Annotated in this window: 26 protein-coding genes; 23 read left to right on the top strand and 3 right to left on the bottom strand. The window is 71.2% G+C overall.

Going from position 1 to position 26,430, the window contains the following annotated elements:
- Positions 1 to 73: 73 nt before the first annotated feature.
- Complete coding sequence (locus N5D62_RS07200; RefSeq protein ID WP_279756982.1) at positions 74 to 1,813, top strand: glycosyl hydrolase family 18 protein; 1,740 nt, start codon at positions 74 to 76, stop codon at positions 1,811 to 1,813.
- Positions 1,814 to 1,926: 113 nt separating this feature from the next.
- Here N5D62_RS07200 and N5D62_RS07205 read toward each other — a convergent pair whose 3' ends face one another.
- The gene (locus tag N5D62_RS07205; protein WP_279756983.1) at positions 1,927 to 2,889 is read right to left on the bottom strand and encodes a carbohydrate kinase; all 963 of its coding nucleotides are present in this window, start codon (positions 2,887 to 2,889) and stop codon (positions 1,927 to 1,929) included.
- Positions 2,890 to 3,038: 149 nt separating this feature from the next.
- Between N5D62_RS07205 and moaA the strand changes: the two genes are divergently transcribed.
- The 9 genes from moaA to N5D62_RS07250 all read left to right on the top strand — a co-directional run bounded on the left by moaA (position 3,039) and on the right by N5D62_RS07250 (position 9,923).
- The gene (gene moaA, locus N5D62_RS07210) at positions 3,039 to 4,172 is read left to right on the top strand and encodes a GTP 3',8-cyclase MoaA (protein ID WP_279756984.1); all 1,134 of its coding nucleotides are present in this window, start codon (positions 3,039 to 3,041) and stop codon (positions 4,170 to 4,172) included.
- Complete coding sequence (mobA, locus tag N5D62_RS07215) at positions 4,172 to 4,807, top strand: molybdenum cofactor guanylyltransferase MobA (RefSeq protein ID WP_279756985.1); 636 nt, start codon at positions 4,172 to 4,174, stop codon at positions 4,805 to 4,807. The genes moaA and mobA overlap by 1 nt, the downstream gene beginning before the upstream one ends.
- Positions 4,782 to 5,342, top strand: a complete 561-nt coding sequence (locus N5D62_RS07220) for an N-acetyltransferase (RefSeq protein WP_279756986.1) — start codon at positions 4,782 to 4,784, stop codon at positions 5,340 to 5,342. Before mobA ends, N5D62_RS07220 begins: the two co-directional genes overlap by 26 nt.
- 83 nt (positions 5,343 to 5,425) lie before the next feature.
- Positions 5,426 to 6,946, top strand: a complete 1,521-nt coding sequence (locus N5D62_RS07225; RefSeq protein WP_279756987.1) for a protein adenylyltransferase SelO family protein — start codon at positions 5,426 to 5,428, stop codon at positions 6,944 to 6,946.
- Positions 6,943 to 7,398 (top strand): peptide-methionine (R)-S-oxide reductase MsrB, encoded by a 456-nt coding sequence (gene msrB / locus N5D62_RS07230; protein ID WP_279756988.1) that lies wholly within the window; start codon positions 6,943 to 6,945, stop codon positions 7,396 to 7,398. The genes N5D62_RS07225 and msrB overlap by 4 nt, the downstream gene beginning before the upstream one ends.
- A gap of 23 nt (positions 7,399 to 7,421) precedes the next feature.
- Positions 7,422 to 8,069: a septation protein A gene (locus N5D62_RS07235; protein WP_279756989.1), complete on the top strand. Its 648-nt coding sequence runs from the start codon at positions 7,422 to 7,424 to the stop codon at positions 8,067 to 8,069.
- Positions 8,066 to 8,389, top strand: a complete 324-nt coding sequence (locus N5D62_RS07240) for a BolA family transcriptional regulator (protein ID WP_279756990.1) — start codon at positions 8,066 to 8,068, stop codon at positions 8,387 to 8,389. Before N5D62_RS07235 ends, N5D62_RS07240 begins: the two co-directional genes overlap by 4 nt.
- A gap of 66 nt (positions 8,390 to 8,455) precedes the next feature.
- Complete coding sequence (locus tag N5D62_RS07245) at positions 8,456 to 9,253, top strand: peptidylprolyl isomerase (protein WP_279756991.1); 798 nt, start codon at positions 8,456 to 8,458, stop codon at positions 9,251 to 9,253.
- 109 nt (positions 9,254 to 9,362) lie between these two features.
- Positions 9,363 to 9,923 (top strand): DUF2062 domain-containing protein, encoded by a 561-nt coding sequence (locus tag N5D62_RS07250; RefSeq protein WP_279756992.1) that lies wholly within the window; start codon positions 9,363 to 9,365, stop codon positions 9,921 to 9,923.
- A gap of 37 nt (positions 9,924 to 9,960) precedes the next feature.
- Here the strand turns inward: N5D62_RS07250 and N5D62_RS07255 are convergent, their stop codons facing one another.
- On the bottom strand, positions 9,961 to 10,656 hold the full coding sequence (locus N5D62_RS07255; RefSeq protein ID WP_279756993.1) for an ABC transporter ATP-binding protein: 696 nt from the start codon (positions 10,654 to 10,656) through the stop codon (positions 9,961 to 9,963).
- Here N5D62_RS07255 and N5D62_RS07260 point away from each other — a divergent pair.
- The 9 genes from N5D62_RS07260 to N5D62_RS07300 all read left to right on the top strand — a co-directional run bounded on the left by N5D62_RS07260 (position 10,655) and on the right by N5D62_RS07300 (position 21,117).
- Positions 10,655 to 11,341, top strand: coding sequence for an arylesterase (locus N5D62_RS07260; RefSeq protein WP_279756994.1), 687 nt, complete (start codon positions 10,655 to 10,657; stop codon positions 11,339 to 11,341). The genes N5D62_RS07255 and N5D62_RS07260 overlap by 2 nt on opposite strands.
- A gap of 147 nt (positions 11,342 to 11,488) precedes the next feature.
- A complete protein-coding gene (locus tag N5D62_RS07265) occupies positions 11,489 to 13,090 on the top strand; it encodes a phosphoethanolamine transferase (protein WP_279756995.1) in 1,602 nt (533 codons plus the stop codon).
- Between the two features lie 249 nt (positions 13,091 to 13,339).
- Entirely contained in the window at positions 13,340 to 14,620 is a 1,281-nt protein-coding gene (locus tag N5D62_RS07270; protein WP_279756996.1) for an Nramp family divalent metal transporter, read from the top strand.
- Positions 14,621 to 14,642: 22 nt separating this feature from the next.
- The gene (locus tag N5D62_RS07275; protein WP_279756997.1) at positions 14,643 to 15,737 is read left to right on the top strand and encodes a tetratricopeptide repeat protein; all 1,095 of its coding nucleotides are present in this window, start codon (positions 14,643 to 14,645) and stop codon (positions 15,735 to 15,737) included.
- 200 nt (positions 15,738 to 15,937) lie between these two features.
- Positions 15,938 to 16,792, top strand: coding sequence for a spherulation-specific family 4 protein (locus N5D62_RS07280; protein ID WP_279756998.1), 855 nt, complete (start codon positions 15,938 to 15,940; stop codon positions 16,790 to 16,792).
- Between the two features lie 151 nt (positions 16,793 to 16,943).
- Complete coding sequence (locus tag N5D62_RS07285) at positions 16,944 to 18,140, top strand: fumarylacetoacetate hydrolase family protein (RefSeq protein WP_279756999.1); 1,197 nt, start codon at positions 16,944 to 16,946, stop codon at positions 18,138 to 18,140.
- A 149-nt stretch (positions 18,141 to 18,289) separates the two neighbouring features.
- Positions 18,290 to 19,045: a MipA/OmpV family protein gene (locus tag N5D62_RS07290; RefSeq protein WP_279757000.1), complete on the top strand. Its 756-nt coding sequence runs from the start codon at positions 18,290 to 18,292 to the stop codon at positions 19,043 to 19,045.
- Between the two features lie 114 nt (positions 19,046 to 19,159).
- Complete coding sequence (locus N5D62_RS07295) at positions 19,160 to 19,867, top strand: response regulator transcription factor (RefSeq protein ID WP_279757001.1); 708 nt, start codon at positions 19,160 to 19,162, stop codon at positions 19,865 to 19,867.
- Positions 19,868 to 19,920: 53 nt separating this feature from the next.
- Positions 19,921 to 21,117 (top strand): HAMP domain-containing sensor histidine kinase, encoded by a 1,197-nt coding sequence (locus tag N5D62_RS07300; RefSeq protein WP_279757002.1) that lies wholly within the window; start codon positions 19,921 to 19,923, stop codon positions 21,115 to 21,117.
- An 8-nt stretch (positions 21,118 to 21,125) separates the two neighbouring features.
- Here the strand turns inward: N5D62_RS07300 and N5D62_RS07305 are convergent, their stop codons facing one another.
- Positions 21,126 to 21,974, bottom strand: a complete 849-nt coding sequence (locus tag N5D62_RS07305; protein ID WP_279757003.1) for an IclR family transcriptional regulator — start codon at positions 21,972 to 21,974, stop codon at positions 21,126 to 21,128.
- 116 nt (positions 21,975 to 22,090) lie between these two features.
- Here N5D62_RS07305 and N5D62_RS07310 point away from each other — a divergent pair, with 116 nt between their 5' ends.
- Genes N5D62_RS07310 through hmgA form a run of 4 tightly spaced genes read left to right on the top strand, consistent with a single transcriptional unit; the run spans position 22,091 to position 26,425 of the window.
- On the top strand, positions 22,091 to 23,044 hold the full coding sequence (locus N5D62_RS07310) for an MBL fold metallo-hydrolase (protein WP_279757004.1): 954 nt from the start codon (positions 22,091 to 22,093) through the stop codon (positions 23,042 to 23,044).
- A gap of 14 nt (positions 23,045 to 23,058) precedes the next feature.
- Positions 23,059 to 24,819: an FAD-dependent oxidoreductase gene (locus N5D62_RS07315; protein ID WP_279757005.1), complete on the top strand. Its 1,761-nt coding sequence runs from the start codon at positions 23,059 to 23,061 to the stop codon at positions 24,817 to 24,819.
- Positions 24,810 to 25,049 (top strand): DUF2783 domain-containing protein, encoded by a 240-nt coding sequence (locus tag N5D62_RS07320; RefSeq protein WP_279757006.1) that lies wholly within the window; start codon positions 24,810 to 24,812, stop codon positions 25,047 to 25,049. The genes N5D62_RS07315 and N5D62_RS07320 overlap by 10 nt, the downstream gene beginning before the upstream one ends.
- Positions 25,046 to 26,425, top strand: a complete 1,380-nt coding sequence (gene hmgA, locus N5D62_RS07325) for a homogentisate 1,2-dioxygenase (protein WP_279757007.1) — start codon at positions 25,046 to 25,048, stop codon at positions 26,423 to 26,425. The genes N5D62_RS07320 and hmgA overlap by 4 nt, the downstream gene beginning before the upstream one ends.
- The last annotated feature ends 5 nt before the right edge of the window (positions 26,426 to 26,430 follow it).

Here is a 26,430-nt window from a genome sequence, read left to right on the forward strand (position 1 = left end):
CCCTGTCATCCGGGTCATTCCCGCGTCGAGCGCCACTCCCGAGGATGCGGGTTCTTCAACCAGGAGACCCACAGTGCCTCTCGCATTCCACCGTCCCCGCACCCTCAAGTCGTGGCTCGCCTCGGCCGTGCTCGCGACCGTCACCACCGCGGCGATGGCCGCCGCGCCCGCCTGGCAACAGGACACCTTCTACCGCGCCGGCGACCTCGTCTCCTACCAGGGCAAGGTCTACAAGGCCCTGGTCAACCAGGTCAACTACAGCAGCTCCAACTGGAATCCGACGACCACCTCGCTGTGGGTCCTGGTCTCGGACGCCGGCACCACGCCGCCGGTCACCCAGCCGCCGGTGACGCAACCGCCGGTCACGCAACCCCCCGTCACGACGCCGCCCACCACCCCGCCGTCGGTGGGCCACTGCCCCGCCTGGGAGGCGAGCGCCACCTACGTCGGCGGCCAGTTCGCCGCGCTCGGCGGCCAGGCCTACCGCGCCAACTGGTGGACTCAGGCCAACCCGTCGACCGCCAACGGCCCCTCCGGCTCCGGCCAGCCCTGGACCCAGGTCGCCGCCAGCGCCTGCGGCGGCACGACGCCGCCGGTCACCCAACCGCCCGTCACGCAACCCCCGGTGACCCAGCCGCCGGTCACGCAGCCCCCGGTCACCCAACCGCCCGTGACGCAACCGCCGGTGAAACCGCCCGCGACCGGCGACCTGGGCCCGATCGCCGACCAGACCGGCCGCGCCTACACCGGCTACTACATGACGTGGTCGGCGCCCTGGTTCTCCACGACGGGCAAGACGCCGGCGGAGATCTACGCGTCGAGCCACTTCGCCCGCATGCCGGCCACCTACACCCATGTGATGGTCTCGTTTGCCGACCCGAACTTCCAGTGGAAGGGCCTGGCCGCCAATGACTGGACCGGCAGCGGCATCCAGTTCAACAGCAAGCCCAGCGACGTGAAGGACGCGATCGCGGTGCTCAAGCAGCGCAACATCAAGGTGCTGCTGGCCGTCGGCGGCGCGACGTATCACAACTGGTCGCCGCTGGCGGCGGAAGGCGCGGCCGGATCGGGCCCGATCACGACGGCGCTGGCCAAGGTCATCAACGACCTGGGCTTCGACGGCCTGGACGTGGACTACGAAGCCGACGGCGACGTGCCGCGCTACGCCAACGCGATCCGCGCGATGCGCAACGCGGTGAAGCTGGCCGGCGGCGACCGCCTGCTGACGGCCGCCACCTGGTCGACCGGCGCGGACTGCATCGCCGCGACCGCCGGCGACCCGGCGTGCAACGGCAAGGTGTCGTACTGGGGCGGCAGCGCCGGCCGCGAACGCGTGCTGGCCAAGCAGCATCCGGACGCGATCGCCGCGCTGGACATGATCAACGTCATGACCTACGACGCCCGCTTCGAGCGCTACGACCCGGTGCTGGCCTACCAGGAGAACCGCGCGCTGTTCCCGGCCAAGACCATCGTCTCGCCCGGCCTGCAGCCGGCGCCCGAGAGCTGGGCCGGCGCCATGCTGGTGGTCAAGGACGCCGACGCGCAGTGCGTGGGCTCCAAGGTCCTGCAGGACCAGTACGGCAACAACGTGGACAAGCCCTACTCGGTCGAGCGGCTGATGAAGGCGGTGCGCGAGTACGCCGGCCCCAACCGCAATCCGCGTGACGGCGCCATGATCTGGTCCATCCAGAAGAAGGCCACCGGCCTGTGCGGCGCGGCCCCGCTGGCCTCGCCGGGCACCGTCGGCAAGGAAGTCGCGACCCAGTTGTCGCTGCCCTTCGACCCGCAGCTGACCCAGCCGGATTACCAGTAATCCGCCCGCGCGGGGCGCCGTCGGCGCCCTGCCCGCAGGCCCCCGCCCGGCGACGGCGCGGGGGCTTTTTTCGTGGGGTGTCGCCGCCGCGCCCGGGATCGCCGGACGCCGGCTCAGGCCAGTTCGGCCTTCCTGATCTCCACCCGGTCGATCAGCGCGCTCACCCGGCCGGCCGACAGCCCGTGCACGCCGCCGCCCGCGCACGCCGCGGCGCCGGCCGCGACGGCCCAGCGCAGGTGTTCCTCGGGATCCTGGGTCGGGCCGTTCATCAGGCTGTAGAGCAGCCCGGCCATCGACGCGTCGCCGGCGCCGATCGTGTCGACCACGCCGTCCATCACCGGCGGCGAGGCGCTGAGGTCCGCCTTCGGGTGGAACAGCTGGGCGCCGCGCTCGCCCAGCGTCAGCATCACGATCGCCCGCGGGTTCCAGGCCGAGATCTGCGCCAGCCCGAGGTGGTGGTCGCGGCTGCGGAACAGCCCGCGCAGGTCCTCGTCGGAGACCTTGATCACGTCGGCCAGGCGGCACATGCGCTCGAGCGTGCGGTCGTAGCGCGAGTCCATCGAGATGCGGTAGTTGGGGTCGTAGCTCAGGCGCACGCCCTCGTCCTTCAGCGACTCGGCCAGCGCGATCAGCCGGGCGGCGAGCGGCTCGCGGGTCAGGCTGATCGAGCCGAAATGCGCCCAGCGCAGCGCCCGGCGCCAACCGGCCGGCAGCGCGTGCGGGCGGAAATGCAGGTCGGCGCTGTCGTCGCCGACGAAGGCGTACTCGGGCGGCTCGACGCTGTGGACGTAGGCCATCAGCGGCGCCTTGGCGAATTGCTGGATGAAGCGCAGGTCGAGGCTGGCATCCGCGCTGGCCTGCCAGATCGCCTGGCCGAACGGGTCCTTGCTGAGGCCGCCGGCGAAGGCGCTGAGCTGGCCCAGGCGCGACATCGCCACGGCCACGTTCCAGGGGGAACCGCCGCTGCGGCTGTGCCAGAGATCGTGGCCGACGCGGATCATGTCGGTGAGGGCCTCGCCGAAGGAGACGAAGCTGGCCAGGTCCGCGTGGACCACGGTCGTGGGGGTCAAGCTCATGTCCGCGATTCGACCCCCGGGGGCGGCGCGCCGCAAGTGATAAGTCCTACAGGGTGACGAAGGGCAGGCCGTGTCCGATTCACGAGACAGTCCGGCCCGCGAGCCCCTGCTCCGATCAGGCCGGGCCGTCGGCGGCACAATCCCGACCCATGACCGATGGTGTGATTCCGCTGCTCGACCTGCGCCAGGCAGGGCGGACGCCTCCCGTGCCGCATCCGCTGCCGCCGCCGCGCAGCGGCCCGTGGCTGGACGCGCGCGGCCGGCCGCTGCGCGACCTGCGCATCTCGGTGACCGACCGCTGCAACTTCCGCTGCAGCTACTGCATGCCCAAGGACGTGTTCGACAAGGACTACCCGTTCCTGCCGCATCGCGAGCTGCTCAGCTTCGAGGAAATCACCCGGCTGGCGCGGGTCTTCGCCGGCCTGGGCATCCACAAGCTGCGCCTGACCGGCGGCGAGCCGCTGCTGCGCCGCAACCTGGAGGCGCTGATCGCCCAACTGGCCGCGCTGCGCACGCCCGAGGGCCGGCCGCTGGACCTGACGCTGACGACCAACGGCTCGCTGCTCGCGCGCAAGGCCGCGGCGCTGAAGGCCGCCGGGCTGCAGCGCGTCACCGTCAGCCTGGACGCGCTGGACGACGCCGTCTTCCGCCGCATGAACGACGTCGACTTCCCGGTGGCCGAGGTGCTGCGCGGCATCGAGGCCGCGCAGGCGGCGGGCCTGGCGCCGATCAAGGTCAACATGGTCGTCAAGCGCGGCACCAACGACGACCAGATCGTGCCGATGGCGCGCCACTTCCGCGGCACCGGCGTGGTGCTGCGCTTCATCGAGTACATGGACGTCGGCATGAGCAACGGCTGGCGCATGGACGAGGTGCTGCCGTCGTCCGAGGTGCTCGCGCGGCTGCGCGAGCAGGCGGACCTGGTGCCGCTGGCCCCGGCCGCCGAGGGCGAGACCGCGACCCGCTGGGGGTATGCCGACGGCAGCGGCGAGATCGGCCTGATCTCCAGCGTCACGCAGGCCTTCTGCGGCGACTGCAACCGCGCGCGGCTCTCCACCGAAGGCCGGCTCTACACCTGCCTGTTCGCCGGCGACGGCCACGACCTGCGCGCGCTGCTGCGCGGCGACGCCCAGCACGACCCGCGCACCGACGACGAGATCGCCGCCGCGCTGGGCGCGCTCTGGACGCGGCGCGGCGACCGCTATTCCGAGCTGCGGGCCAGCTTGCCGGCGGCCGAGTCCGGTTCGGCGCGCCGCGTCGAGATGCACTACATCGGCGGCTGATGCGCGCCACCGCGCTGATCCTCTGCGGCGGCCGCGCCACCCGCATGGGCGGCGTCGACAAGCCGCTCCAGCCCTTCCAGGGACGACCGCTCGTCGCGCATGTCCTCGAGCGCCTGGCGCCCCAGACGGACGGCCGCGTGCTGATCAGCGCCAATCGCCACCTGGACGACTACCGCCGGCTGGGTCACCCGGTCCTCACCGATCCGCTGCCCGACTTCCCCGGCCCGCTCGCGGGCGTGCTCGCCGGGCTGAACGCGCTCGCCACCCGGCCTCGCGGCGGCGAGGACCCGGGCGACGGCGACTGGCTGCTCGTGGCCAGCGGCGACAGCCCCTGGCTGCCGGCCGACCTGCTCGCGCGGCTGGCCAGCGGCCTGGCGCCCGGACAGTCGGCGGCGATGGCGCTGGGCCGCGAGGCGCCGGGCGAGCCGCTGCGCAGCCAGCCGCTCGCGAGCCTGGTCCACGCCCGGCACCGGGACGCGCTCGAGGCGGCCTTGCGCGCCGGGGAACGGCGCGTCGAACGCTGGCTCGACACCCTGCCGCTGGCGCGCGTCGCGTTCGACCGACCGGGCGACGACACCGCCTTCGCCAACATCAACGACAGGAGCGAGCTTGAGCGACTCGAACGTCTCCGGTAACGACGCCAGCACCACGATCGCGCTGCGCCTGCTGACCGAGCGCGACCTGCCCGCCTACAAGGCGCTGCGCGACGCGATGCTCGCGCGCCATGAGCAGGCCTTCACCTCCGACGCCGAGACCGAGCGCGCCCGCGAGGCCTCGAGCTACCGCGTGCGGCTGCATCCGCAGGCGGGCGGCAAGTCGCTGTTCACGCTGGGCGCGTGGCAGGGCGAGCGCCTGGTGGGCGCGCTGACCTGCGAGCACGAGGGCCGCCAGAAGGTGCGCCACATCGCGCACCTGATCGGGATGATGGTCGACGACGGCTTCAGCGGCCGGGGCATCGGCAAGCGGCTGCTGGAGCAGGCGCTGGCGCTGCTGCGCCGCGAGCCGCGGCTGGAGACGGTGACGCTGAGCGTCACTGCCGGCAACCGGCCGGCGATCGCGCTGTACCGCCAGGCGGGCTTCACCCGCTACGGCCACCTGCCGCGCGCGATCCGGCTGTCCGACGGCCGTTACTGCGCCAAGGACCTGATGAGCCTGGACCTGCGTCCCTGAGCCTCGCGGCGCCGGCCCGCCAAGCGCCGGCGCGCGCGTCCCCATGCGCCGCAGGGCCATGGAGCGGTCGCTAAACTCCCCGGATGAACGCTCCCTTCTCCCCGCCGGAGCTCTCCTGGACCCACCGCTTCGCCGGCCTCGGTCCCGACTTCTTCACCGAACTTCCCGGCACCGGATTGCCCGACCCGCACTGGGTCGCCACCAGCCCCGATTGCGCCGCCCTCCTCGGCCTGCCGGCTGACTGGTGGACGCGCCCCGGCATGCTCGAGGCCTTCAGCGGCAACGCGCCGCTGCCCGGCATGCGGCCGCTGGCGACCGTGTACAGCGGCCACCAATTCGGCGTCTGGGCCGGCCAGCTCGGCGACGGGCGCGCACTGCTGCTCGGCGGCGTGGACGGCCCGAACGGGCATTTCGAGCTCCAGCTGAAGGGCGCCGGCCTGACGCCCTATTCGCGCCGCGGCGACGGCCGCGCGGTGCTGCGCTCGTCCATCCGCGAATTCCTCTGCTCCGAGGCGATGGCCGCGCTGGGCATCCCGACGACCCGCGCGCTGGCGATCACCGGCTCGACCGCGCTGAAGGTCCAGCGCGAGCGCGTCGAGACCGGCGCCGTGGTCACGCGGGTCGCGCCCAGCTTCCTGCGTTTCGGCCATTTCGAGCACTTCACCCATCACGGCATGGAAGCGCGCACGCGCGAGCTGTTCGACTTCTTCCTGCGCCACCACGCGCCCGACTGCGTCGACGCGCCCAACCCGGTCACCGCCGCGCTGGCCCAGGTCGCCGCGCGGACGGCCGAGCTGGTCGCGCAATGGCAGGCGGTCGGGTTCATGCATGGCGTGATGAACACCGACAACATGTCGATGCTCGGCCTGACCATCGACTACGGCCCGTTCGGCTTCATGGACGGCTTCGACCCAGGCCATGTCTGCAACCACTCGGACCACCAGGGCCGTTACGCCTTCGCGCGCCAGCCGCAGGTCGCGTTCTGGAACCTGCATGCGCTGGCGCAGGCGCTGCTGCCGCTGATGCCCGGTGTCGACACCGACGCCGAGGCGGCCGGCGACGAGCTGGTCGAGTCGCTGGAGGTCTACCGCGAGCGCTTCGGCGCCGCGCTGCTGGGCGCGATGCGCGCCAAGCTCGGCCTGAGCGCCGAGGTCGACGAGCGCGGCGAGGACGGCCCGTTGATCGACGACTGGCTGCGGCTGCTGGCCGCGCACCGGACCGACTACACGATCGCGCACCGTCGCCTGGCCGGCTTCGACGCCGCCCTGCCGCTGGATGCCGCCGCTCAGGCGCCGATCCGGGATTTGTTCCTGGACCGCGACGCCTTCGACGCCTGGGCCGCGCGCTACGCGGCGCGCTTGAAGATCGAGCCGGCGGACGCACTTGCGACCCGTGCCCGCCGCATGGACGCGGTCAACCCGGCGGTGGTGCTGCGCAACCACCTGGCCGAGACGGCGATCCAGCGGGCCGAGACCGGCGACTTCGACGAGACGCGCCGGCTGCTGGACGTGCTGCGCCGCCCGTTCGACGAACCCGCGCAGGCGTCGGACGCCGATTTCCCGCCCGACTGGGCGCAAACGCTGGAGGTTTCCTGTTCATCATGAGCCGCTACGACAAGTTCATCCAAGCCGCCTCCGACGTGGACCGCGACCGCGACACCGCCTACCCGGTGCACAAGACCGATGCCGAATGGCGCGAGCAACTCGACCCGACGCAGTACCAGGTCGCCCGCCATGCCGCCACCGAGCGCGCCTTCACCGGCAAGTACTGGGACCACTGGGAAGCCGGCCGCTACAACTGCGTCGGCTGCGGCACGCCGCTGTTCCAGGCCGACACCAAGTTCGACGCCGGCTGCGGCTGGCCCAGCTATTACGAGCCGATCAACGCCGAGGTGGTGGAGCGCGTCGTCGACTCGACGCACGGGATGGTCCGTGTCGAGGTGCGCTGCAACAAGTGCGGCACCCACCTCGGCCACGTCTTTCCCGACGGCCCGGAACCGACGGGCGAGCGGTTCTGCATCAATTCCGCCGCGATAGACTTCGAGCCCCAGCGCTGAGCGCTGCTGTTTGCTGATTCCGAATGAAGCTGTTGCTCGATTTCCTGCCGCTCCTGCTGTTCTTCGTGACGTTCAAGTACGCCGACGGACAGCCGGACTGGGCGGCGGCCTTCGCCACCGAGCACCTGGGCTTCCTGGTGTCCGGCGGCAAGGTCGGCCCGACCGAGGCCCCGGTGCTGCTCGCCACGATCGTGGTGATGCTGGCGACCATCGCGCAGGTGCTCTACCTGAAGATCCGCGGCCGCAAGGTCGACCTGATGCTGTGGATCAGCCTCGGGCTGGTGGTCACGCTGGGCGCCGCGACGGTCTACTTCCACAACGAGACCTTCATCAAGTGGAAGCCGACGATGCTGTACTGGGCGTTCTCGGCCGCCTTCCTGATCAGCCACGTGGTGCTCGGCAAGAACCTGCTGCGCAAGATGCTGGGCGCGGAGCTCCCGCTGCCCGATCCGGTCTGGACGCGGCTGAACTGGGCCTGGGTCGCGTTCTTCGCGGCGATGGGTTTTGCGAATCTTTACGTCGCTTACGCCTACAGCACCGAGGCCTGGGCCAACTTCAAGGCCTTCGGCTCGACCGGGCTGATCCTGCTGTTCACGCTGGGCCAGGGGCTCTACATGAGCCGCCACCTGCCGCAGGAAAGCGAAGCCCCGGCCGAGGAGCGCAAGCCATGAGCGGGCACGGAACTCCCTCGGGGAAAACCAATCCGGCGGCCACGCCGTCGGCGGCGATCGAGGCCCGGCTGCAGGCCGCGCTCGAGCCCGTCTCGCTGCGTCTGCGCGACGACAGCGCGCACCACGCGGGGCACGCCGGCGCCCGGGAGGGCGGCCACTATTACCTCGAAATCGTGAGCCCGCGCTTTGCCGGTTTACCCAGGGTCGCGCGACATCGGCTCGTATATGATGCCCTCGCCGATCTGATGCAGAAGGGCATTCACGCGCTGGCCATCGATGCTCGCGCGCCCGACGAACAACAGAACTCTGGTCCTCAGTAGCGCCGCCTGCCGGCGCTTTGTTTTGGAGCGTTCACGCTCACCCGGGAGTCGAAAGGCCCTTAATCCATGAAGAAGTTTGTGCTTGCCGCCGCCGTGGCGGCCATCGGCGCCGTGGCCCTGCCGGCCATGGCCCAGAACATCGCGATCGTGAACGGCAAGCCGGTGCCCAAGGCCCGCGCCGACGTGCTGATCAGCCAGATCACCAAGGCCGGCCAGCCGCGCAGCCCGGAGATGGAAACCAAGGTCAAGGACGAGGTCGTCCTGCGCGAGATCTTCCTGCAGGAAGCCGAGAAGCGCGGCCTGAACAAGACCGACGACTACAAGAACCAGATGGAACTGGCGCGCCAGTCGCTGCTGATCCGCGAGCTCTTCGCCGACTACGCGAAGAAGAACCCGATCACCGACGCCGACGCCAAGGCCGAGTACGACAAGTTCAAGGCGCAAGCCACCGGCAACGAATACCACGCGCGTCACATCCTGGTCGAGAAGGAAGACGACGCCAAGGCGCTGATCAAGCAGCTCAACGGCGGCGCGAAGTTCGAGGACGTCGCGACCAAGAACTCCAAGGACACCGGTTCCGCCCAGAACGGCGGCGACCTGGGCTGGTCCGCGCCGGACGCCTACGTGCCTGAGTTCAGCGCCGCGATGGCCAAGCTCAAGCCGGGCGAGATGACGCAGGAGCCGGTGAAGTCGCAATTCGGCTTCCACATCATCAAGCTCGAAGAGTCGCGTCCGCAGCAGTTCCCGGCCTTCGACGACGTCAAGGCCCAGATCATCCAGCGCATGCAGCAGCAGAAGGTCGCGGAGTTCCAGGAGGAACTGCGCACGAAGGCCAAGACGGACTACAAGTTCTCCGCGAACTGATCCCGGTCCCGTCGACCTGCGAGGCCCGCGCCGCTGATCTCAGCCGCGCGGGCTTTTCACATCCGCCCCGCTCTTTCTTTTCCGGCCTCCGTGCCCACTTGACTCCTTCATGACGGCTTCCCGACTCGCCCGACGGCTGCTGCCCTCGCCCGAATCCCTGGAACAGACCAAGGGGCTGAAATGGCTGGGCCACTACCTGCGCGATCGGCCCTGGCTGTGGGTCGCGCACCGGCGGCGCGTGGCGCTGGGCGCCGGCCTGGGACTGGCGGTGGGCGTGATCCCGCTGCCCACGCAGATGCTGCTGGCCGCGCTCGTGGCCATCGTGTGCCGCGCCAACGTCGCCGCGGCGATCGCCGCGACCTGGCTGACCAATCCGCTGACGCTGGTGCCGATCTGGACGCTGGCGATCTTCCTGGGCCGCCAGGTGCTGGGCATCCATGGACCGATCTCGGCGCCCAAGGAGCTGGCGTTGAACTGGAGCGATCCGACCAGCTGGTGGCACGCGATCAGCCAGTGGCTGTCGGAGCTCGGCACGCCGTTGCTGGCGGGCCTGCCGCTGGCGGGCATCCTGCTCGGGCTGTCGCTGTACGCGATCGTCTATGTCGGCTGGTGGGCGGTGATCCGCTACGAGCGCCGACGCCGCCTGCGCGAGCGCGCGCTGCGCGTCTGAGCGCCGGCGCGGCCTTCCCGCCGCGCCATGCCTGAGCTCAGGCCGGCAGGTCGGCCATCGTGATGTCCTGCAGATGGCCGGCCGAGATCTTCAGCTGCCGCTCGCAGCGCGCGGCGATGCTGTTGTCGTGGGTGACCATGACGAGCGTCGTGCCCAGCTCGCGGTTGAGCTCGAACATCAGCGCCATCACCTGCTCGCCGGTGGCGTAGTCCAGGCTACCGGTGGGCTCGTCGGCCAGCAGCAGCGCCGGCTGCTGCACGAAGGCCCGCGCCAGCGCGACGCGCTGCTGCTCGCCGCCCGACAGCACGCGCGGGTAGTGCGAGAGCCGCTGCCCCAGCCCGACGCGCTCGAGCATCTGCCTGGCCTGTCCCCGGGCGTCGCGCTCGCCGCGCAGCTCCAGCGGCAGCATCACGTTCTCCAGCGCGGTCAGGTGGGCCAGCAGCTGGAAGCTCTGGAACACGAAGCCCAGGTGCGCGCCGCGCAGCGCGGCGCGGCCGTCCTCGTCCAGCGCGAACATGTCCTGCCCGCGCAGGCGCACGGTGCCCTCGCTGGGCGTGTCCAGGCCCGCCAGGATCGACAGCAGCGTGCTCTTGCCGGAGCCCGATGCGCCGACGATGGCGACGGACTCCCGCGCCTGCAGCTGGAAATTGATGTCATGCAGAATGGTCAGCACGCCGTCGGCATCCTGGACCGACTTGCTGACGTGATCGACTTCGAGGATGTTCTGAACCATGAATCAACCGCAGATGCGCCGCCGTGAATGGATCGTGCACTGTAGCGCCTGTGTCGTGACCCTCGCCGCCGCGGGGACCCTGTCCCGGCCTGTCGCGGCGCAAGGCCGCGCCGAAGGCGCCGCGTCGGGCACGCGCCGGATCCTGGTGCTCGGCGACAGCCTGTCGGCCGAGTACGGCCTGGCCCGCGGCAGCGGCTGGGTCGCGCTGCTGGACGCGCGGCTGAAGGCCCAGAAGCTCGGCGCCGACGTCGTCAACGCCAGCATCAGCGGCGACACCACGTCGGGCGGCCGCTCGCGGCTGCCGGCGCTGCTCCAGCAGCATCGGCCGACGCACCTGGTCATCGAGCTCGGCGGCAACGACGCGCTGCGCGGGCTGCCGCTGAAGATGACCCGCGAGAACCTGCAGGCGATGGTCCGGGCCGGCAAGGCGGCCGGCGCGAAGGTGATGCTGGTCGGCATGCAGATCCCGCCGAACATGGGCGCGAGCTACGGGCGCGATTTCGAGAACAGCTTCAAGACCGTCGCCCAGGAAGAGAAGGTGCCGCTGCTGCCCTTCCTGCTGGCCGGCATCGCCGACCGCGCCGATTCGGCGGACTGGTTCCAGGGCGACCGCATCCATCCGCTGGCCAAGGCCCATCCGGTGATGCTGGACAACGTCTGGAAGGTGCTGCGCCCGATGCTGTGAGCGCCGGCGGCCCCGAGGGTCGCCGCAAAAACCTCCGGGCCGGCCTCGACGAAGCGCAGGTGGGAAAGGCGGCGCGCTCCTAGACTCGCGCCGCTTCCGTTTCCGGCCCGCGCGTTGATGCTCCCTTCGATTCCTCTCCGGTCCGCGATGCCGTCCTGGCTCGCGATGGTGTTCCTTGGCGCGTCATGCGCCGCCGCGATCGCGCTGGGTCATGACGGGCGGCGCGGCGCTCAGGTCGCGATGCTGGCGCTCCCCGCGCTGCTGTGGCTGCGATGGCCGATCGCGACGGCCCTCTGGCGTCGCACGCGCGGGATCGTCGTGTTCATCGTCATCGCCGCCTTCCTGCTCGACGGCGCGGTGCGGACCTGGCTGCTCGCGCACTACCAGGCGGCGCCGGACAGCTCGCTGGTGCTCGGCGCCGTCGCGAACACGACGCCGCGCGAGGCCGCCGAGTTCCTGAACGCGCAGCGGTCCGCGATGGCGGCCGGCGCGGGCGCCCTGGTCGTCCTGCTGCTCCTGACCGGCGCGGCGATCTCGGCCGCCGGGCGCGGCGAACGCGCGTTGTCGCGGCGCTGGCGGATCGCGCTCGTCGCCGTGCTGGTCCTGTGCGCCCTCGCCCACCTGAGCAAGCCTTGGCGCCGCCACCACCCGCTGCTGTTCTGGCCGCAATGGACGCAGCAGGTCGCCGACCTGCGCGCGATCTGGTCCGACCAGCAAGCCCAGCGCGACCAGCTGATGCGCAACGCGCGCGCCGCGTCGCCGGCGATCACCACCGACGGCCCCGCCACGGTCGTGCTCGTGCTGGGCGACAGCATCAACCGCGACAACATGAGCCTCTACGGCTACGCGCGTCCCACGACGCCGCAACTCGCGGCGCTGCGCGACGAGGAAACCTCCCGCCTGCTCACCCTGCGCCACGCCTGGTCCGCCAAGGCCGGCACGGTGGCCTCGCTCAGCGGCCTGTTCAGCTTCGGCGAACGCGACGAGGACGACCCGGCCGGCCAGGCGCAGCACCTCCTCGCGCTCGCGCGCGTCGCGGGCTACAAGGTCTGGTGGATGGGCAACCACGACGACGTCGCCGTCGACCAGCAGCACGCGCGCCTCGCCGACGAGATCGAGATGATCAACCGCCGACCCGGGCGCTCCACCATCTCCCTGGACGGGGAACTCCTCGACTGCCTCGAGGAAGCGCTCGTCGATCCCGCGCCGCGCAAGCTCATCGTCGTCCATCTGCTCGGCGCCCACCCCCACTACCGGCTGCGCATGCCGCCCGGCCATCACCCGTTCGACCACGTCAACGACACCATCGACGCCGACATGGCACGCGCCGGCAAACCCGCCTGGCTGCGCGAGTTCCGCCAGGACTACGACGGCGCCATCCAGTACCACGACAGCGTCGTCGCCCAGTCGCTTCGCCTCACCCGCCAGCACCAGCCCGCCCATGGACGGGCCGCCTGGATGTTCCTCTCCGACCACGGACAGGAGGTCGGACACACCATCGTGCACGCGGGGCACAGCCCCGGAACCGCGGCGGGGTATCGCATCCCGACACTCCTTTGGCGCGGCGACGCGGGCTTCGATCCAGCCACCGCCGCTCGCCCGTTCCGCGCCGATTGGGCCGGGTGGACGCTCGCGGAACTCATGCACCTGCGGTGGGACGGGCGGCAAGATGCCCGCAATGTGCTCCACCCCCACTACGCGTGGGAGGCGCCTCGGCTTCCGGTGGAACACCTCAGGTTCGACCAGTAGGCCCGGCTTGGGCCAGTAGGCTCGGCATAGGCCGACTGCGCCACCAACAGCGCCAACGAGCATGACCGGGGCCGGCGACTCCCGTCGAGCCTCGGCGCTCAACTCCCTGCGCTCACCTTCGGCTCGCTCCGGTCAGACAGAACGCGCCTGGTCAGTCATGGAAGGCTCGACTTCGTCGCCGGCCCCGGCCATGCCCGTTTCCGAGACGGCCGTTGTTCGTTCGGGCATTCCGGTTGCCTGGGGGGCGGGATGAAGGCACCGAAACACGTCCAGCCTCCCTGGTGGTCCAAGCTCGGACCCGGACTCATCACAGGCGCCGCCGACGACGACCCCAGCGGCATCGCCACCTACTCCCAAGCCGGCGCCCAGTTCGGCTACGCCGTCAGCTGGACCATCCTCCTCACCTTCCCCCTCATGGTCGGCATCCAGCTCGCCAGCGCCCGCATCGGACGCATCACCGGCAAAGGACTCACCGAAACCTTCGCCAAACTCTGTCCGCGTTGGCTCGTCGTCGCGCTGGTCTCGCTGCTCGTGCTCGCCAACGTCATCAACCTCGGGGCCGACCTCTCCGCCATGGGCGACGCCATGCACCTCGCCATCGGCGGCCCCGCCAGCGCCCACGTCATCGCCATGGCCCTGGTCTCCCTCCTCCTGCAGATCTGGCTGCCCTATGAGCGCTACGTGAAGCTCCTCAAGTGGCTCACGCTGTCGCTGCTCGCCTATGTCGGCGTCGGCTTCGCGGCGCAGGCCGACTGGGCCCTCGCGTTGAAGTCGCTGGTGCTCCCCACCCTGCGTTGGGATCGGGACTACGCCACCACCCTCGTCGCCATCCTCGGCACCACCATCAGCCCCTACCTCTTCTTCTGGCAGGCCAGCCAGGAAGCCGAAGAGATCCGCCGCATCGACGCCGACCGCCCCCTGGCCGTCGCGCCCGAGCAGGCCGCCGCGCAGTTCCGGCGCCTGCGCACCGACACGCTGGTCGGCATGGGCTTCTCCAACACCATCGCCTTCTTCATGATCGTCGCGACCGCCGCCGCGCTGCACGCCCACGGCATCCGCGACATCGAAACCACCGCCCAGGCCGCCACCGCCCTCAAGCCCATCGCCGGCGAGTTCGCCTTCGTGCTCTTCGCCGCCGGCATCGTCGGCACCGGCTTCCTCGCGCTGCCGGTGCTGGCCGGCTCGGCCGCCTACGCCGTGGCGACGCTCGCCGGCGTGCGCCGCGGCCTGGACCGCCCGCCGCAGTCCGCTCGCGCCTTCTACGCGATCCTCAGCGGCGCCATGCTGGTCGGACTCGCCGTCAGCCTCGCGGGCATCAACCCGATCAAGGCGCTGGTCTGGTCCGCCGTGGTGAACGCGGTGATCTCGGTCCCGATCATGGTGGCGGTGATGATCGCCGCCTCGCATCCGAAGATCGTCGGCGAACTGCGCATGCCGCCGGTCTGGCGCGTGCTGGGCTGGCTCGCGACCGCCGCGATGGCGCTGGCCACGGTCGCCATGGCGGTCCTGCAGACTTCCGGCACCTCCTGAAAGCGGTCGCTAGACTGCCCCGATGACCACGCCCGCCCCGCTCCACGACGCCTGGACCCTGCGCATCGACGACGTCTGGCGTCGCGCCCCGGACCTGGCCGGCGACCAGCTCGTCGCCGCGATCGACGCGCTCGCCGCCGAGCGTCCCGCGACCGACGGCCGCGCCCTGTTCGAGCGCGCCTGCGCCCGCGACACGGCGGGGCTCGAAGCCGAGGCCGAGCCGCTCTACCGCGCCGCGCTCGAGAGCGGCCAGCTCGACCCCTATCGCCGCACGCGCGCGGTGATCCAGCTGGCGAGCACGCTGCGCTGGCTGGACCGGCTCGAGGAGAGCGAGGCGCTGCTCGTCGGCGAGCTCACCCATCACCTGCAGTCCGGCAACGACCGGCCGCTGCATGACGAGGCTCGCGCGCTGCTGGCCCTCACCTATGCCGCGCAAGGCCGCGGCAACGAGGCGGCCGGCCTGGCGCTGGCGACGCTCGCGCCGCGCCTGTCGCGCTACAACCGATCGATGCTGGCCTGCGCGAAGCAGCTGGCCCCGGAGGTCTGGGAAGACGACGCGCCGGAGCGCCCGGCCTTCGAGCCGTTGCACGAAGGCGCCTTCGTGTTCCGCCCCTACCGGCCCGAGGACCTGTCCGAGTTCGTCGCGGGCGTGCGGGAATCCGAGGAGACCGTGGGCCGCTGGATGGGCTTCGCGCATGCGGGCTACACCGTCGAGGAAGGCGCCGCCTGGTTCGCGCGCTGCACCCAGAACCTGGCCGCCGGCACGTCCTACGACCTCGGCATCTTCGATCGCGAGACCGGCGCCTTCGTCGGCGGCTGCGGGCTCAACCACTTCAACGTCATGCACCCGCTGTGCAACCTCGGCTACTGGGTGCGCCGGTCGTGCGAGGGCCGGGGCGTCGCGTCGGCGGCGGTGCGCGCGCTGAGCCGCTTCGGTTTCGGCACGCTCAAGATCCAGCGCATCGAGATCGTCGTGGCCGTCGGCAACGAGCCCAGCCAAGCCGTGGCGCGCAAGGCAGGCGCGCACTACGAGGGCGTGCTGCGCAACCGGCTGCAGGTCAACGGCGTCGTGGCGGACGCCCACATGTTTTCGCTGGTGCCGCCCGCGGCGGCTTGAGCGCGCCGCGCGCGAGGCCCTCGGATCCTTCGGGCCTTTGCGCCCGCGCGATGATCGGCGCCGTTCCGGCTCCCGCAGGAGAAGACATGCAGACAGTCCGCTCGCCGTCCCTCATCGCCCAACGGCCGGTCGCGTCGATCGCGGCCGTGGACGGCGGATGTCGGCCAGCCCGTCCAGCGGCGTCAATCGTCGCGGCTGCCATGGTGACGATCACCGCGGCGCTGGCGCTGCCGATGGGGTCGGCGCTCGCGGCACCGGGCGGCTTCGGCATGCTCGCCTACTGGGACAAGGACCCCAGCGCCTACCGCGGACGGATCCCCTCGGGCAGCCTGGTCGTCATCAATCCCGCCGACGGCGCCTCGGGCCTCGGCCGGGACCAGGTCGCCAGCTGGAAGGCCGTGATCGCGAGCATCCGCGCGCAGGGCGGCAAGGTGCTCGGCTACGTGCCCACCGGCCATGACGGCAGCGCCAACGACGACCAGCTGCGCTTCAAGGCGATCCCCGCCGAACTGAGCGCCTACGCCACGGCGCTGGGCGGCGTCGACGGCTACTTCTTCGCCCAGGCGGCGCACGAGGGCCCGACGGTGGACGACGCCAAGGCCTGCGCGGGCACGCTCGCGAAGTGGGAGAAGGTGCGGGGCCTGCTCACCGAGGCCGGCGTCGGCGGCACCATGGTGTGGCAGGCGGGCCGCCCCGGTGCCAACGGGTGCTTCGTCCGCGCGGCGCATGGCGGGGAACACGTCGTCGTGCAGGAGGCCGCCTATGCGGACCACCTCGCGTCGGCGGACGCGATCAACGGGACGGTGCAGACGCTCGCGGCCTCGATGAACGTCAAGACCTGGGTGCTGGTCCACTCCGCGACGCAGGCGCAGATGCAGGCGGCGCTGTCGGCATCGCGCGCCGACTACTTCTACGTGACCAGCATGTACCGCAACCTCGCGCTGCCTTGGGGCGGCCCCGTCTGGAACCACGTGCCGACGTACTGGGGCAATGACGACGACCGCGCGAGCGAACGCGGCTGCCTGCGGCGGCTGAGAGCCGGCGAGCGCTGCTGAAGGCCAGCCCCGCTCCCAGTCCCGCTCCCAGTCCCGCTCCCCTTCCCCTTCCCCTTCCCATTCCCGGTTCCGGCCCCGCCCTCGCCCTCGCCTCACGGTCGCTTCACCGCGCGGCGGCTGCAATGCGCGCTCCTTCATCGTGGAGCGCGACATGCCCCCTCTCAAGAAACTCCTTGGCCTCGGCGCGTGGTGCGCGCTCGGGCTGTTCGGCCTGGCCTACGCCATCGCGCTGAACGGCACCGAGCCGGCGCCGGTTTCGCCCTACGGCGCCGCGCAGGCGCTGAGCTCGGCCCCCCGGCGCGACGGCGTCGCCATCGCGCCGCTGCGTGAAGCGCTCACCTTCGCGCGTTTCCGCGACGCGTCCGGCCTGCGCCTGATGCGCGTGTCGCGCTACGAGCACGGGATGGTGTCCGGTGTCGACATCACCGCCGCGCAACCTGGCGGCGGCGAGCCGGATCCCATCACGCTGTGGCAGCGCTCGGACTACGAGGCCATCGCCGCGGCGGACGGCCCCGCGGTGAGCCTCCCGGCCGCGGCCCTGGCGGTGCCCTTCGCGTCCACGACGGCGCAGGTCGGCATGGGCGGCACCTACCCCGCGCACGCCGGCGAGACCCGCATCCCGCGCCCCTTCGTGTTTCCCAAGCTGCTGGCGGCGCAGGCCTGGAACGTGCCGGTGCCCAGCCGGACCTTCCTGCTCGACTACGAGATCGAGCTCGGCGTCGTCGCGCTCCAGGCGCTGAAACCCGGCGAGCGGCCCTCGCATTTCGGGCTGGTGCTCGCCTCCGACTACACCGACCGCGACCGGCTGCTGCGCGACCTCAACATCGGCGACGTCAGCACCGGGCTGGCCTTCGCCGCGGCGAAGTCGCTGGTGCCCGCGATGCCGGTGGGCGCGCTGTTCGTCATCCCGAAGGACGTGCGGACCTTCCACAGGAAGCTCGAGCTGCGCCTGCACGTCAACGACCGGCTGCGCCAGGTCGCGATGCCCAAGGACCTGACCTGGGACCTCGACCGCATGCTGCAGGAGACCTTCGCGCGCCGGGACCTCGCCTTCCCGATGGGCCGCAACACGGTGAAGCTGCCGATCGCCGCGGACGGCACGCTGCCGGCACGCACCATCCTCCTGTCGGGGACCACCGACGGCGTCGTCGTGCGGCCGCCGTCGGCGCGGCAGCTCTTCATCGGCGTCACGCAGTGGCTGGTCAGCCTGCGCTGGACCACGCCGAGCCTGATGGTCGACCGCATGCTGCTGGAAGCGCATGCCGACGGCCACTACCTGCAGCCCGGCGACGAGGTGCTGATGCGCGCCGAGTACCTCGGCCTGATCGCCAACACGATCGTGCCCTGAGCCGCCCGGGTCCCTCACGGTTGCTTCACCGGCCCCGCCGCCCAATCGCGCCGCCGGACCCCCTCGTCCGTCAGCCCTCACCTCACGCGAGCTTCAAGATGCCCACTCCATCGTTCCCCTTGCCTCACCTCCCGCGCCTCACGCCCCTCATGCGCCGACTATCCCTCCTGCTGGGCGCGCTCACCCTGTCCACCGCCTCGTCCGCCGCTCAGGCCGACGCGTCGTCGAGCACGGGCTCCTCGTGGGGCCTGGGCCTCACCGTCGGCCTCGACCGCAAGCCCTACCGCGACTTCGACGACGAGACGCAGGTGCTGCCCCTGCTCGTCTACGAGAACCGCTGGGTGCGCGTCGCCGGACCGACGCTCGACCTCAAGCTGCTGGGCCGCGAGTCCTGGACCGCGGGCCTGCGCCTGCGCTACGCCGGCGACGGCTACGAGGCCGACGACTCGCCGTTCCTGCAGGGCATGGCCGAGCGCAAGTCCAGCTTCTGGCTGGGCGGCGCGGCCGCGTGGCGGACGGGCTGGGCCACGCTGTCGGCCGAGGTGCTCGGCGACGCCAGCGGCCACAGCAAGGGCACCCGGATGAGCCTGGGCGTCGAGCGACGCTTCTCCGCCGGCGCCTTCGATCTGACGCCGCGCGTGGTCGGGCATCGCGTCGACCGCAAGTTCGTCGACTACTACTACGGCGTGCGCGCCGAGGAGGCGACCGCGCGGCGCGCCGCGCATGCGGGCGCCGCGTCGACCAACCTGGAGCTCGGCCTGCGCGTCGGCTACGCGATCGCGCCGCGGCACCGGCTGTCGCTGGACCTGAGCACCACGCGCCTGGGCGACGCCATCCAGGACAGCCCGTTGGTCGAGCGCCGCCGCCAGGACAGCGCCCGCCTGTCCTACCTCTATCTGTTCTGACCGCCTCCGACCCGCGCCGCCGGGCCGAGCCATCGGACGGCGCCACGGGTCTCTTGCCAGAATGCGGGGCGCGCGCCGGCCCGCCCGCCGACGCGGCACCGCCCGCCCACCGCCATGAACGACGCTCCCGCCCATCGCGACCGCATCCTGCTGGTCGAGGACCATCGCGACCTCGCCGCGTCGCTGCTCGAGACCCTCGAGGAGAACGGCTTCGAGCCCGACTACGCCGGCGACGGCGACCACGGCCTGCGGCTGGCGCTGTCGACGCGGCCGCCCTTCGACGCGGTGATCCTGGACGTCGGCCTGCCGCGGCTCAGCGGCTTCGAGGTCTGCTCGGCCTTGCCCCGCGAGGGTTTCCGGGCGCCGATCCTGATGCTCACCGCGCAGGGCGCCGCGGACCAGATCGTCCAGGGCCTGGAGCGCGGCGCCGACGACTACATCGTCAAGCCCTTCGAGGCCCGCGTGCTGGTCGCGCGGATCCGCGCGGCGGTCCGGCGTCACCTGCGCGTGCCCGACGGGGCCGGCCTGGTGCAGGCCGAGGGCCTCGCGCTGGACACCGGCCGCTGCCAGCTGCTGCTGCCCGGCGGCGCGACCTGCGCGCTCACGCCGCTGCAGGGCCGCCTGCTGCACACGCTGATGCGGCATGCGCCGCGCGTGGTCTCGCGCGACGAACTGGAGAGCGCGCTGTGGGGCGACGAGCACCGCCCCTCCAGCGATGCGCTGCGCACGCACCTCTACCAGCTGCGCCGGCTCATCCAGCAGGCCGGCGGTCCGGCCGTCATCCGCACCTGCGGCAAGCAGGGCTACTGCCTGGCCTTGTGATGCGGCGCCTTCCCTTCTTCCGCTCTGGCCGTCCACGCACGCTCTTCGCGCGCATGTGGCATCCGCTGCTGGCGCTGATGCTGGCGACCTTCGTCGTACACGCCTTCCTCGTGACCGGCACGCTGCAGCTGGGCTCGGAGGCGCAGACCGAGCGCCGGCTTCAGCGCATCGCCGAGTACTGGAGCACCCAGCCGCCGCTGCGGGCGCCGCTGGGGCTGGACCCGGTCACCATCGTCTATCCGCGCCACGAGCTGATGCCGGCGCACCTGCGCGCGCTGCTCAAGCCCGAGGCGCGCGGCCTGTTCGAGCTGGGCAATCGCGCGCGAGACTACTTCGTGCTCGCGCGCTCGGTGGACGGCGGTCCGGCGTTCTACGTCGTCGAGTTCCATTCCGAGGTCAAGCCCAACGAGACGATGGAGTACCAGGTCTTCACCTGGTACCTGATGGGCATGGTGCCGCTGGGCCTGCTGCTGCTGTGGCTGTGCCAGCGCATCACGCGGCGCGTGGCCGCGCCGATGCGGGACGTCGGCCGCCTCGCGGCGGAGCGGGCGCCGGACAGCCTCGAGCCGCTGGCGATCCCACCGGGCTCGTCGGTCGAGCTGATCGCGCTGGTCGAGCAGGTCAACAGCGCCCTGCAGCGGACCGCGGACGTGCTGGACCGCGAACGCAGCTTCACCCAGTTCGCCAGCCACGAGCTGCGCACGCCGGCCGCGGTGATCCAGTCCGCGCTGGAGCGCCTGGAGGCGCATGCCCGGCCGGAGCAGGTGCGCCCGTTGGCGCGCGCGCACCGCGGCCTGCGGGACATGCAGGCGCTGATCGACACCTTCCTGAGGCTCTCGACCGACCGTCCCGCGGCGCCGTCGGCGCCGGTCGTCATCGACACCGCGTGGGTGACCGCGCTGTTCCATCACCTCGGCGGCGGTGAGGCGCCGCATGCGTTCACGATCGACGAACAGGCGCCGCCGCGGCTCGACGCACCGGAGACGATGCTGCACGTGCTGGTCGCCAACCTGCTGAAGAACGCGATCTTCCACGGCGCGGACGCGCCGATCGAGGTGAGCCTGCGGGTCGATGCCCTGGTCGTCCGGAACCGCCTGCCGGAGCGGCCGTCGGCGCCGGGATTCGGCATCGGCCAGTTGATCGCGCGACGCATCTGCCAACGCTTCGGCTGGCGCTTCACGCTGGTGTTGTCGGAGGTCGACGCGGTGGCGCGGATCGAGCTCGGGCCGGACGCTTCGCCGCCGGCCTGACTTCGCCGTCAACCCGGGAACCGCCCACCGATCTCCCGCATCAATTCCGTCGCCGCCGCGGTGAGCCCGCGCGCCACGGCGCCGTCCCATTCGGCGTCGAACGCGCCCGAGGGCCCGATCGCCGTCAACGCCAGCGCCATCTGCGCGTCGCTGTCGAAGACCGGCACCGCCAGCGCGCTGACGCCCTCGACGATGCCGCCGACCGAACGATGCAGCGCCCGGCCGCGGATCTCCGCCAGCGTGCGCGAGAACTCCGCCCAGGACGGCAGCGCCTGCGGCGGATCGTGCCGCCCCACGCGCACCAGGTCCGTCGGTCCCTTGCGGCGCGCGTCGGCCAGCATCGCCTTGATCTCCGCCTCCGGCCGGTAGGCGGCGAACAGCGGCCCCGACGCGGTGTCCGACAGCGACACCACCGTCCCATGCCGCATCGTCACGTGCACCGCGGCCGGCGACGCCGCCGTGCGCACGATCGTCGCGCCCTGCGAGCCCCACACCGCGATCGCCACCGTCTGGCCGATCTCCTCGGCCAGCGCCTCCAGCCGCGCCGTCGCCAGCCGCACCGGATCGATCTGCTGGATGCCGATCAGCCCCATCTCCATCGCCAGCGGCCCCAGCCCGTAATAACCGGTCGCCGGGTCCTGCCGCATCAGCCCGAGCTTGCAGAAGCTCACCAGGTAGGGATGCGCCTTCGCCGGGCTCATCTCCGCGGCCTGCGACAACACCTTCAGCGGCAGCGGCTGCCCGCGCGCGGCGGCGGCCTTCAGCAGCCGCCCGCCCACCTCGATGCTCTGGATCCCCCGACGGTCCTCGCGGTCATTGGAATCGGGGCCGTCGTCGGTCATATCCTGGGTACTCATTTCGCTATTGTTGAACGAATTCCACGACACAGCTATATTCGCATCCAACGAACGGATTCCGTTTTGTTGAATTCCGTTCCCCTTCCAGCCAACCAGCCAATCGCCCGGGACACGCCATGACCAAGCAGTTCGCCAGCCACGCCGATGTCGAGGAGAAGCAGGTCTCCTTCGTCAAGCTCAGCGACAACGCCTATGCCTACACGGCCGAGGGCGACCCGAACACCGGCATCGTCATCGGCGACGACGCGGTGATGGTCATCGACACCCAGGCCACGCCGGTGATGGCGCAGGACGTGATCCGGCGCATCCGCGAGGTCACGGACAAGCCGATCAAGTACGTCGTGCTCAGCCATTACCACGCGGTGCGGGTGCTGGGCGCGTCGGCCTACCGGCCCGAGCACGTCATCGCCAGCCGCGACACCTACGACCTCATCGTCGAGCGCGGCGAGCAGGACAAGGCCAGCGAGATCGGCCGCTTCCCGCGGCTGTTCCGCAATGTCGAATCCGTGCCGGCCGGCCTGACCTGGCCGACGATCACCTTCCAGGGCGCGATGAGCCTGTGGCTGGGCAAGCTCGAGGTGCAGCTGCTGCAGCTCGGGCGCGGCCATACCAAGGGCGACACGGTCGTCTGGCTGCCGCAGCAGAAGATCCTCTTCTCCGGCGACCTGGTCGAGTTCGACGCCACGCCCTACGCCGGCGACGCGTACTTCACCGACTGGCCGAAGACGCTGGACAACCTCGCCGCGCTGAAGCCGGCGGCGCTGGTCCCGGGACGCGGCGCGGCGCTGACCACGCCGGAATCCGTCTCGCAGGGCCTGGCCGGCACGCGGGCGTTCATCGCCGACCTGCATGCGTCGGTGAAGGCCGGCGTCGCCGCGGGCAAGGACCTCAACGCGGTCTACAAGGACACGTTCGCGCTGATGAAGCAGAAGTACGGCCACTGGGTCATCTTCGACCACTGCATGCCGTTCGACGTCACCCGCTGCTACGACGAGGTCACGCAGTTCCGGGATCCGCGCATCTGGACCGCGCAGCGCGACCAGGAGATGTGGGCGACGCTCGAAGGCTGAAGGCGGGACGCGCGATGTCCGACGTCGACTACCAACGCGTCGTCTATCCGTACCGGCGCAGCGCGGACCAGGACAGCCATGACGCGGGCGCGCCCGCGCGGCATCCGGTCGTCGTCGTGGGCGCGGGGCCGGTGGGCTTGTGCGTCGCCATCGACCTCGCGCTGCAGGGCATCCCGGTCGTGCTGCTCAACAACGACGGACGGCTCTCGGTGGGCTCGCGCGCGTTGTGCTTCGCCAAGCGGACGCTGGAGATCCTCGACCGGCTCGGCTGCGGACAGCGGCTCGTCGACAAGGGCGTGTCCTGGGGCGTGGGCCGTGTCTTCTTCCGCGACGAGCAGGTCTACCAGTTCGACCTGCTGGCCGAGGCCGGCCACCAGCGGCCCGCCTTCGTCAACCTGCAGCAGTACTACGTCGAGGGCTTCCTGGTCGAGCGCGCGCTCGAACTGCCGCTCGTCGACCTGCGCTGGCATCACGGCGTCAGCGGCCTCGAGGCCCACGAGGACCACGTCGCGCTCACCGTCGACACGCCGGACGGCCCCTACACGCTGCGGGCGGATCACGTCGTCGCCTGCGACGGGTCGCGCTCGACGCTGCGACGGCTCGTCGGCCAGGAGAGCCACGGCCGCACCTTCAAGGACCGATTCCTGATCGCCGACGTGCGCATGAACGCGCCCTTCCCGGCGGAGCGCTGGTTCTGGTTCGACCCGCCCTTCCACCCGGGACAAAGCGTGCTGCTGCACCGCCAGCCCGACGGCGTGTGGCGCATCGACTTCCAGTTGGGGTGGGACGCGGATCCGGACGTCGAGAAGCAGCCCGAGCGCATCCTGCCGCGCGTGCGCACGCTGATGCGCGAGGCCTCGATCGCCGCGGGCGGCGACGGACAGGTGCCGGAGATCGAGCTGGTCTGGGCCAGCGTCTACACCTTCGCCTGCATGCGCATGGACAGCTTCCGGCACGGACGGGTGCTCTTCGCCGGCGACGCGGCGCATGGCGTGTCGCCGTTCGGCGCGCGCGGCGCCAACTCCGGCATCCAGGACGCGGACAACCTGGCGTGGAAGCTGGCGGCGGTGATCCAGGGCCGGGCGCCGGACCGCTTGCTCGACAGCTATGCGCGCGAGCGCGAGATCGCCGCGGACGAGAACATCTTGAACTCGACGCGCTCGACGGACTTCATCACGCCCAAGAGCGAGGTCAGCCGCGTCTTCCGCGACGCGACCTTGACCCTGGCGAGGGATTTCGACTTCGCGCGCCGCCTGGTCAACAGCGGCCGCCTCTCGGTCCCGACGACGCGGTACGGCGCGCCTGCCGCGGACGCGCCGATCCACATCGACGGCCATGACGACTGGCTGCTGCGCCAGATGAAACCGGGCCGCTTCACCGCGCTGGTTTTCGAAGACGACACGACCCGCGCGCCCCAGCGCCCAAACCAGGAGCAAGCGATGCCGCCGCAAGAGCGCTCGGAGGCGGCAGGCGAAGGGCAGCGAGCGTGGCTGGGGCCGGAATGGGGCTTGGGGGTCCAGGAGGGATCCCCCATGCCCCGTGAAGAGCCCGCGCCTGGCGATGCGGCCGAAGGTGGTCTCACGATCCTGCGCATCACCCCCGAGAGCGATCCAGCCGGACTGGCCCACCGCCGCTACGCCGCCACCACCGGCGCGGTGGTGCTGCTGCGCCCCGACCAGCACGAGTGCGCCCGCTGGACCGCTCCGCCAACGGAAGCAGCGTTGCTCACCGCCTTGCATCGCGCGCTGCATCGCGAGGAGGTCCCATGCCGCTGATCACCGCCCCGAATTTCGAATCCGGCGACGACTTCTACGAAGCCCTGCTGACGGCGCATCAATCGCTGGACGTCGCGGCGAGTCAGGCCTTCAATGCGCGCTTGATCCTGCTGTTGGCGAATCACATTGGCCGGCAGGACGTGCTGCTGGAGGCGTTGTCGGCCGCGGCCCGATCCATTCCCATCGACGCGACCGATCCGGGTCGTGTGTCATCACGAGGACAAGCATGAACGCACCAGAGACCCTTCGCCCGTCGGACGCGGCGGCATCGGCGTCGGCACCGACGACGAGCGCCTTGGCGTACCAGAGCGGCTTCGGCAACCAGTTCGAGACCGAGGCGGTCGCGGGCGCCTTGCCGCAGGGCCGCAACAGCCCGCAGCGCGCGCCGATGGACTTGTATCCCGAGCTGCTGTCGGGGAGTGCCTTCACCGCGCCGCGGGTGGAGAACCGTCGCACCTGGTTGTATCGCCGGCAGCCGTCGGTGGTGACGGGTGCGTTCCATGCGTATGAGCAGCCGTTCTGGACCAGCGGCGCGGCCGGTGGCGTGGCGGCCCCGCCGGATCCGCTGCGGTGGCATCCGTTCCCGATGCCGGACGAGGCCGCCGCGAACGGCGGCGCCGCGGCCGCGGTCGATTTCGTCGACAGCCTGAAGACGGTGGTCAGCAACGGCGATCCCGACGCGCAGACCGGCATGGCCGCGCTGGTCTACGCCTTCAACCGTCCGATGACGCGCCGCGCGCTGATGAACGCCGACGGCGAGATGCTGATCGTCCCGCAGCAAGGCGGCCTGCGCGTCACGACCGAGATGGGCCTGCTCGACGTGGTGCCTGGCGAGATCGCGTTGATCCCGCGCGGCGTGACCTTCCGCGTCGAGGCGCACGACGGCGCGGCCCGCGGCTACATCTGCGAGAACTACGGCGCCGCGTTCCGCCTGCCGGAGCTGGGGCCGATCGGCTCGAACGGCCTGGCCAATCCGCGCGACTTCCTCGCGCCCGTCGCCGCGCACGAGGCCGATGGCGCGCCCTACGAGGTGATCCGCAAGACCGGCGGCGCGCTGTGGCGCAACGCGCAGGCGGTGACGCCGTTCAACGTCGTCGCCTGGCACGGCAACCTGACGCCGCTGAAGTACGACACGAAGCATTTCATGACGATCGGCTCGATCAGCTTCGACCATCCGGATCCGTCGATCTTCACCGTGCTCACCTCGCCGAGCGACACGCCCGGGACGGCCAACTGCGACTTCGTGATTTTCCCGCCGCGCTGGCTGGTGCAGGAGGACACCTTCCGTCCGCCCTGGTACCACCGCAACGTGATGAGCGAGTTCATGGGCCTGATCCACGGCCAGTACGACGCCAAGCCCGAGGGCTTCCGTCCCGGCGGCGCGAGCCTGCACAACTGCCTGGTGCCGCACGGCCCCGATGCCGACGCCTTCGAAGCCGCCAGCACCCGTGCGTTGACACCGCAGAAGCTGGACCACACGCTGGCCTTCATGTTCGAGAGCCGCTGGCGTTTCCGCCCGTCCAAGTGGGCGCTGCATGGCGGCGCGCTCGACGCGAACTACGCCGCCTGCTGGGGCGCGCTGAAGGACAAGTTCAAGCCGGCATGAGCCTT

This window comes from Mitsuaria sp. GD03876 (assembly GCF_029840635.1).
GTDB lineage: Bacteria > Pseudomonadota > Gammaproteobacteria > Burkholderiales > Burkholderiaceae_C > Roseateles.

Coding starts and splice junctions, on each gene's coding strand:
- N5D62_RS07205 (WP_279756983.1), bottom strand. CDS start 2,889: ATGAGCTTGACCCCCACGACCGTGGTCCACGCGGACCTGGCCAGCTTC.
- moaA (WP_279756984.1), top strand. CDS start 3,039: ATGACCGATGGTGTGATTCCGCTGCTCGACCTGCGCCAGGCAGGGCGG.
- mobA (WP_279756985.1), top strand. CDS start 4,172: ATGCGCGCCACCGCGCTGATCCTCTGCGGCGGCCGCGCCACCCGCATG.
- N5D62_RS07225 (WP_279756987.1), top strand. CDS start 5,426: ATGAACGCTCCCTTCTCCCCGCCGGAGCTCTCCTGGACCCACCGCTTC.
- msrB (WP_279756988.1), top strand. CDS start 6,943: ATGAGCCGCTACGACAAGTTCATCCAAGCCGCCTCCGACGTGGACCGC.
- N5D62_RS07235 (WP_279756989.1), top strand. CDS start 7,422: ATGAAGCTGTTGCTCGATTTCCTGCCGCTCCTGCTGTTCTTCGTGACG.
- N5D62_RS07240 (WP_279756990.1), top strand. CDS start 8,066: ATGAGCGGGCACGGAACTCCCTCGGGGAAAACCAATCCGGCGGCCACG.
- N5D62_RS07245 (WP_279756991.1), top strand. CDS start 8,456: ATGAAGAAGTTTGTGCTTGCCGCCGCCGTGGCGGCCATCGGCGCCGTG.
- N5D62_RS07250 (WP_279756992.1), top strand. CDS start 9,363: ATGACGGCTTCCCGACTCGCCCGACGGCTGCTGCCCTCGCCCGAATCC.
- N5D62_RS07260 (WP_279756994.1), top strand. CDS start 10,655: ATGAATCAACCGCAGATGCGCCGCCGTGAATGGATCGTGCACTGTAGC.
- N5D62_RS07255 (WP_279756993.1), bottom strand. CDS start 10,656: ATGGTTCAGAACATCCTCGAAGTCGATCACGTCAGCAAGTCGGTCCAG.
- N5D62_RS07265 (WP_279756995.1), top strand. CDS start 11,489: ATGCCGTCCTGGCTCGCGATGGTGTTCCTTGGCGCGTCATGCGCCGCC.
- N5D62_RS07270 (WP_279756996.1), top strand. CDS start 13,340: ATGAAGGCACCGAAACACGTCCAGCCTCCCTGGTGGTCCAAGCTCGGA.
- N5D62_RS07275 (WP_279756997.1), top strand. CDS start 14,643: ATGACCACGCCCGCCCCGCTCCACGACGCCTGGACCCTGCGCATCGAC.
- N5D62_RS07280 (WP_279756998.1), top strand. CDS start 15,938: ATGGTGACGATCACCGCGGCGCTGGCGCTGCCGATGGGGTCGGCGCTC.
- N5D62_RS07285 (WP_279756999.1), top strand. CDS start 16,944: ATGCCCCCTCTCAAGAAACTCCTTGGCCTCGGCGCGTGGTGCGCGCTC.
- N5D62_RS07290 (WP_279757000.1), top strand. CDS start 18,290: ATGCGCCGACTATCCCTCCTGCTGGGCGCGCTCACCCTGTCCACCGCC.
- N5D62_RS07295 (WP_279757001.1), top strand. CDS start 19,160: ATGAACGACGCTCCCGCCCATCGCGACCGCATCCTGCTGGTCGAGGAC.
- N5D62_RS07300 (WP_279757002.1), top strand. CDS start 19,921: ATGTGGCATCCGCTGCTGGCGCTGATGCTGGCGACCTTCGTCGTACAC.
- N5D62_RS07305 (WP_279757003.1), bottom strand. CDS start 21,974: ATGAGTACCCAGGATATGACCGACGACGGCCCCGATTCCAATGACCGC.
- N5D62_RS07310 (WP_279757004.1), top strand. CDS start 22,091: ATGACCAAGCAGTTCGCCAGCCACGCCGATGTCGAGGAGAAGCAGGTC.
- N5D62_RS07315 (WP_279757005.1), top strand. CDS start 23,059: ATGTCCGACGTCGACTACCAACGCGTCGTCTATCCGTACCGGCGCAGC.
- N5D62_RS07320 (WP_279757006.1), top strand. CDS start 24,810: ATGCCGCTGATCACCGCCCCGAATTTCGAATCCGGCGACGACTTCTAC.
- hmgA (WP_279757007.1), top strand. CDS start 25,046: ATGAACGCACCAGAGACCCTTCGCCCGTCGGACGCGGCGGCATCGGCG.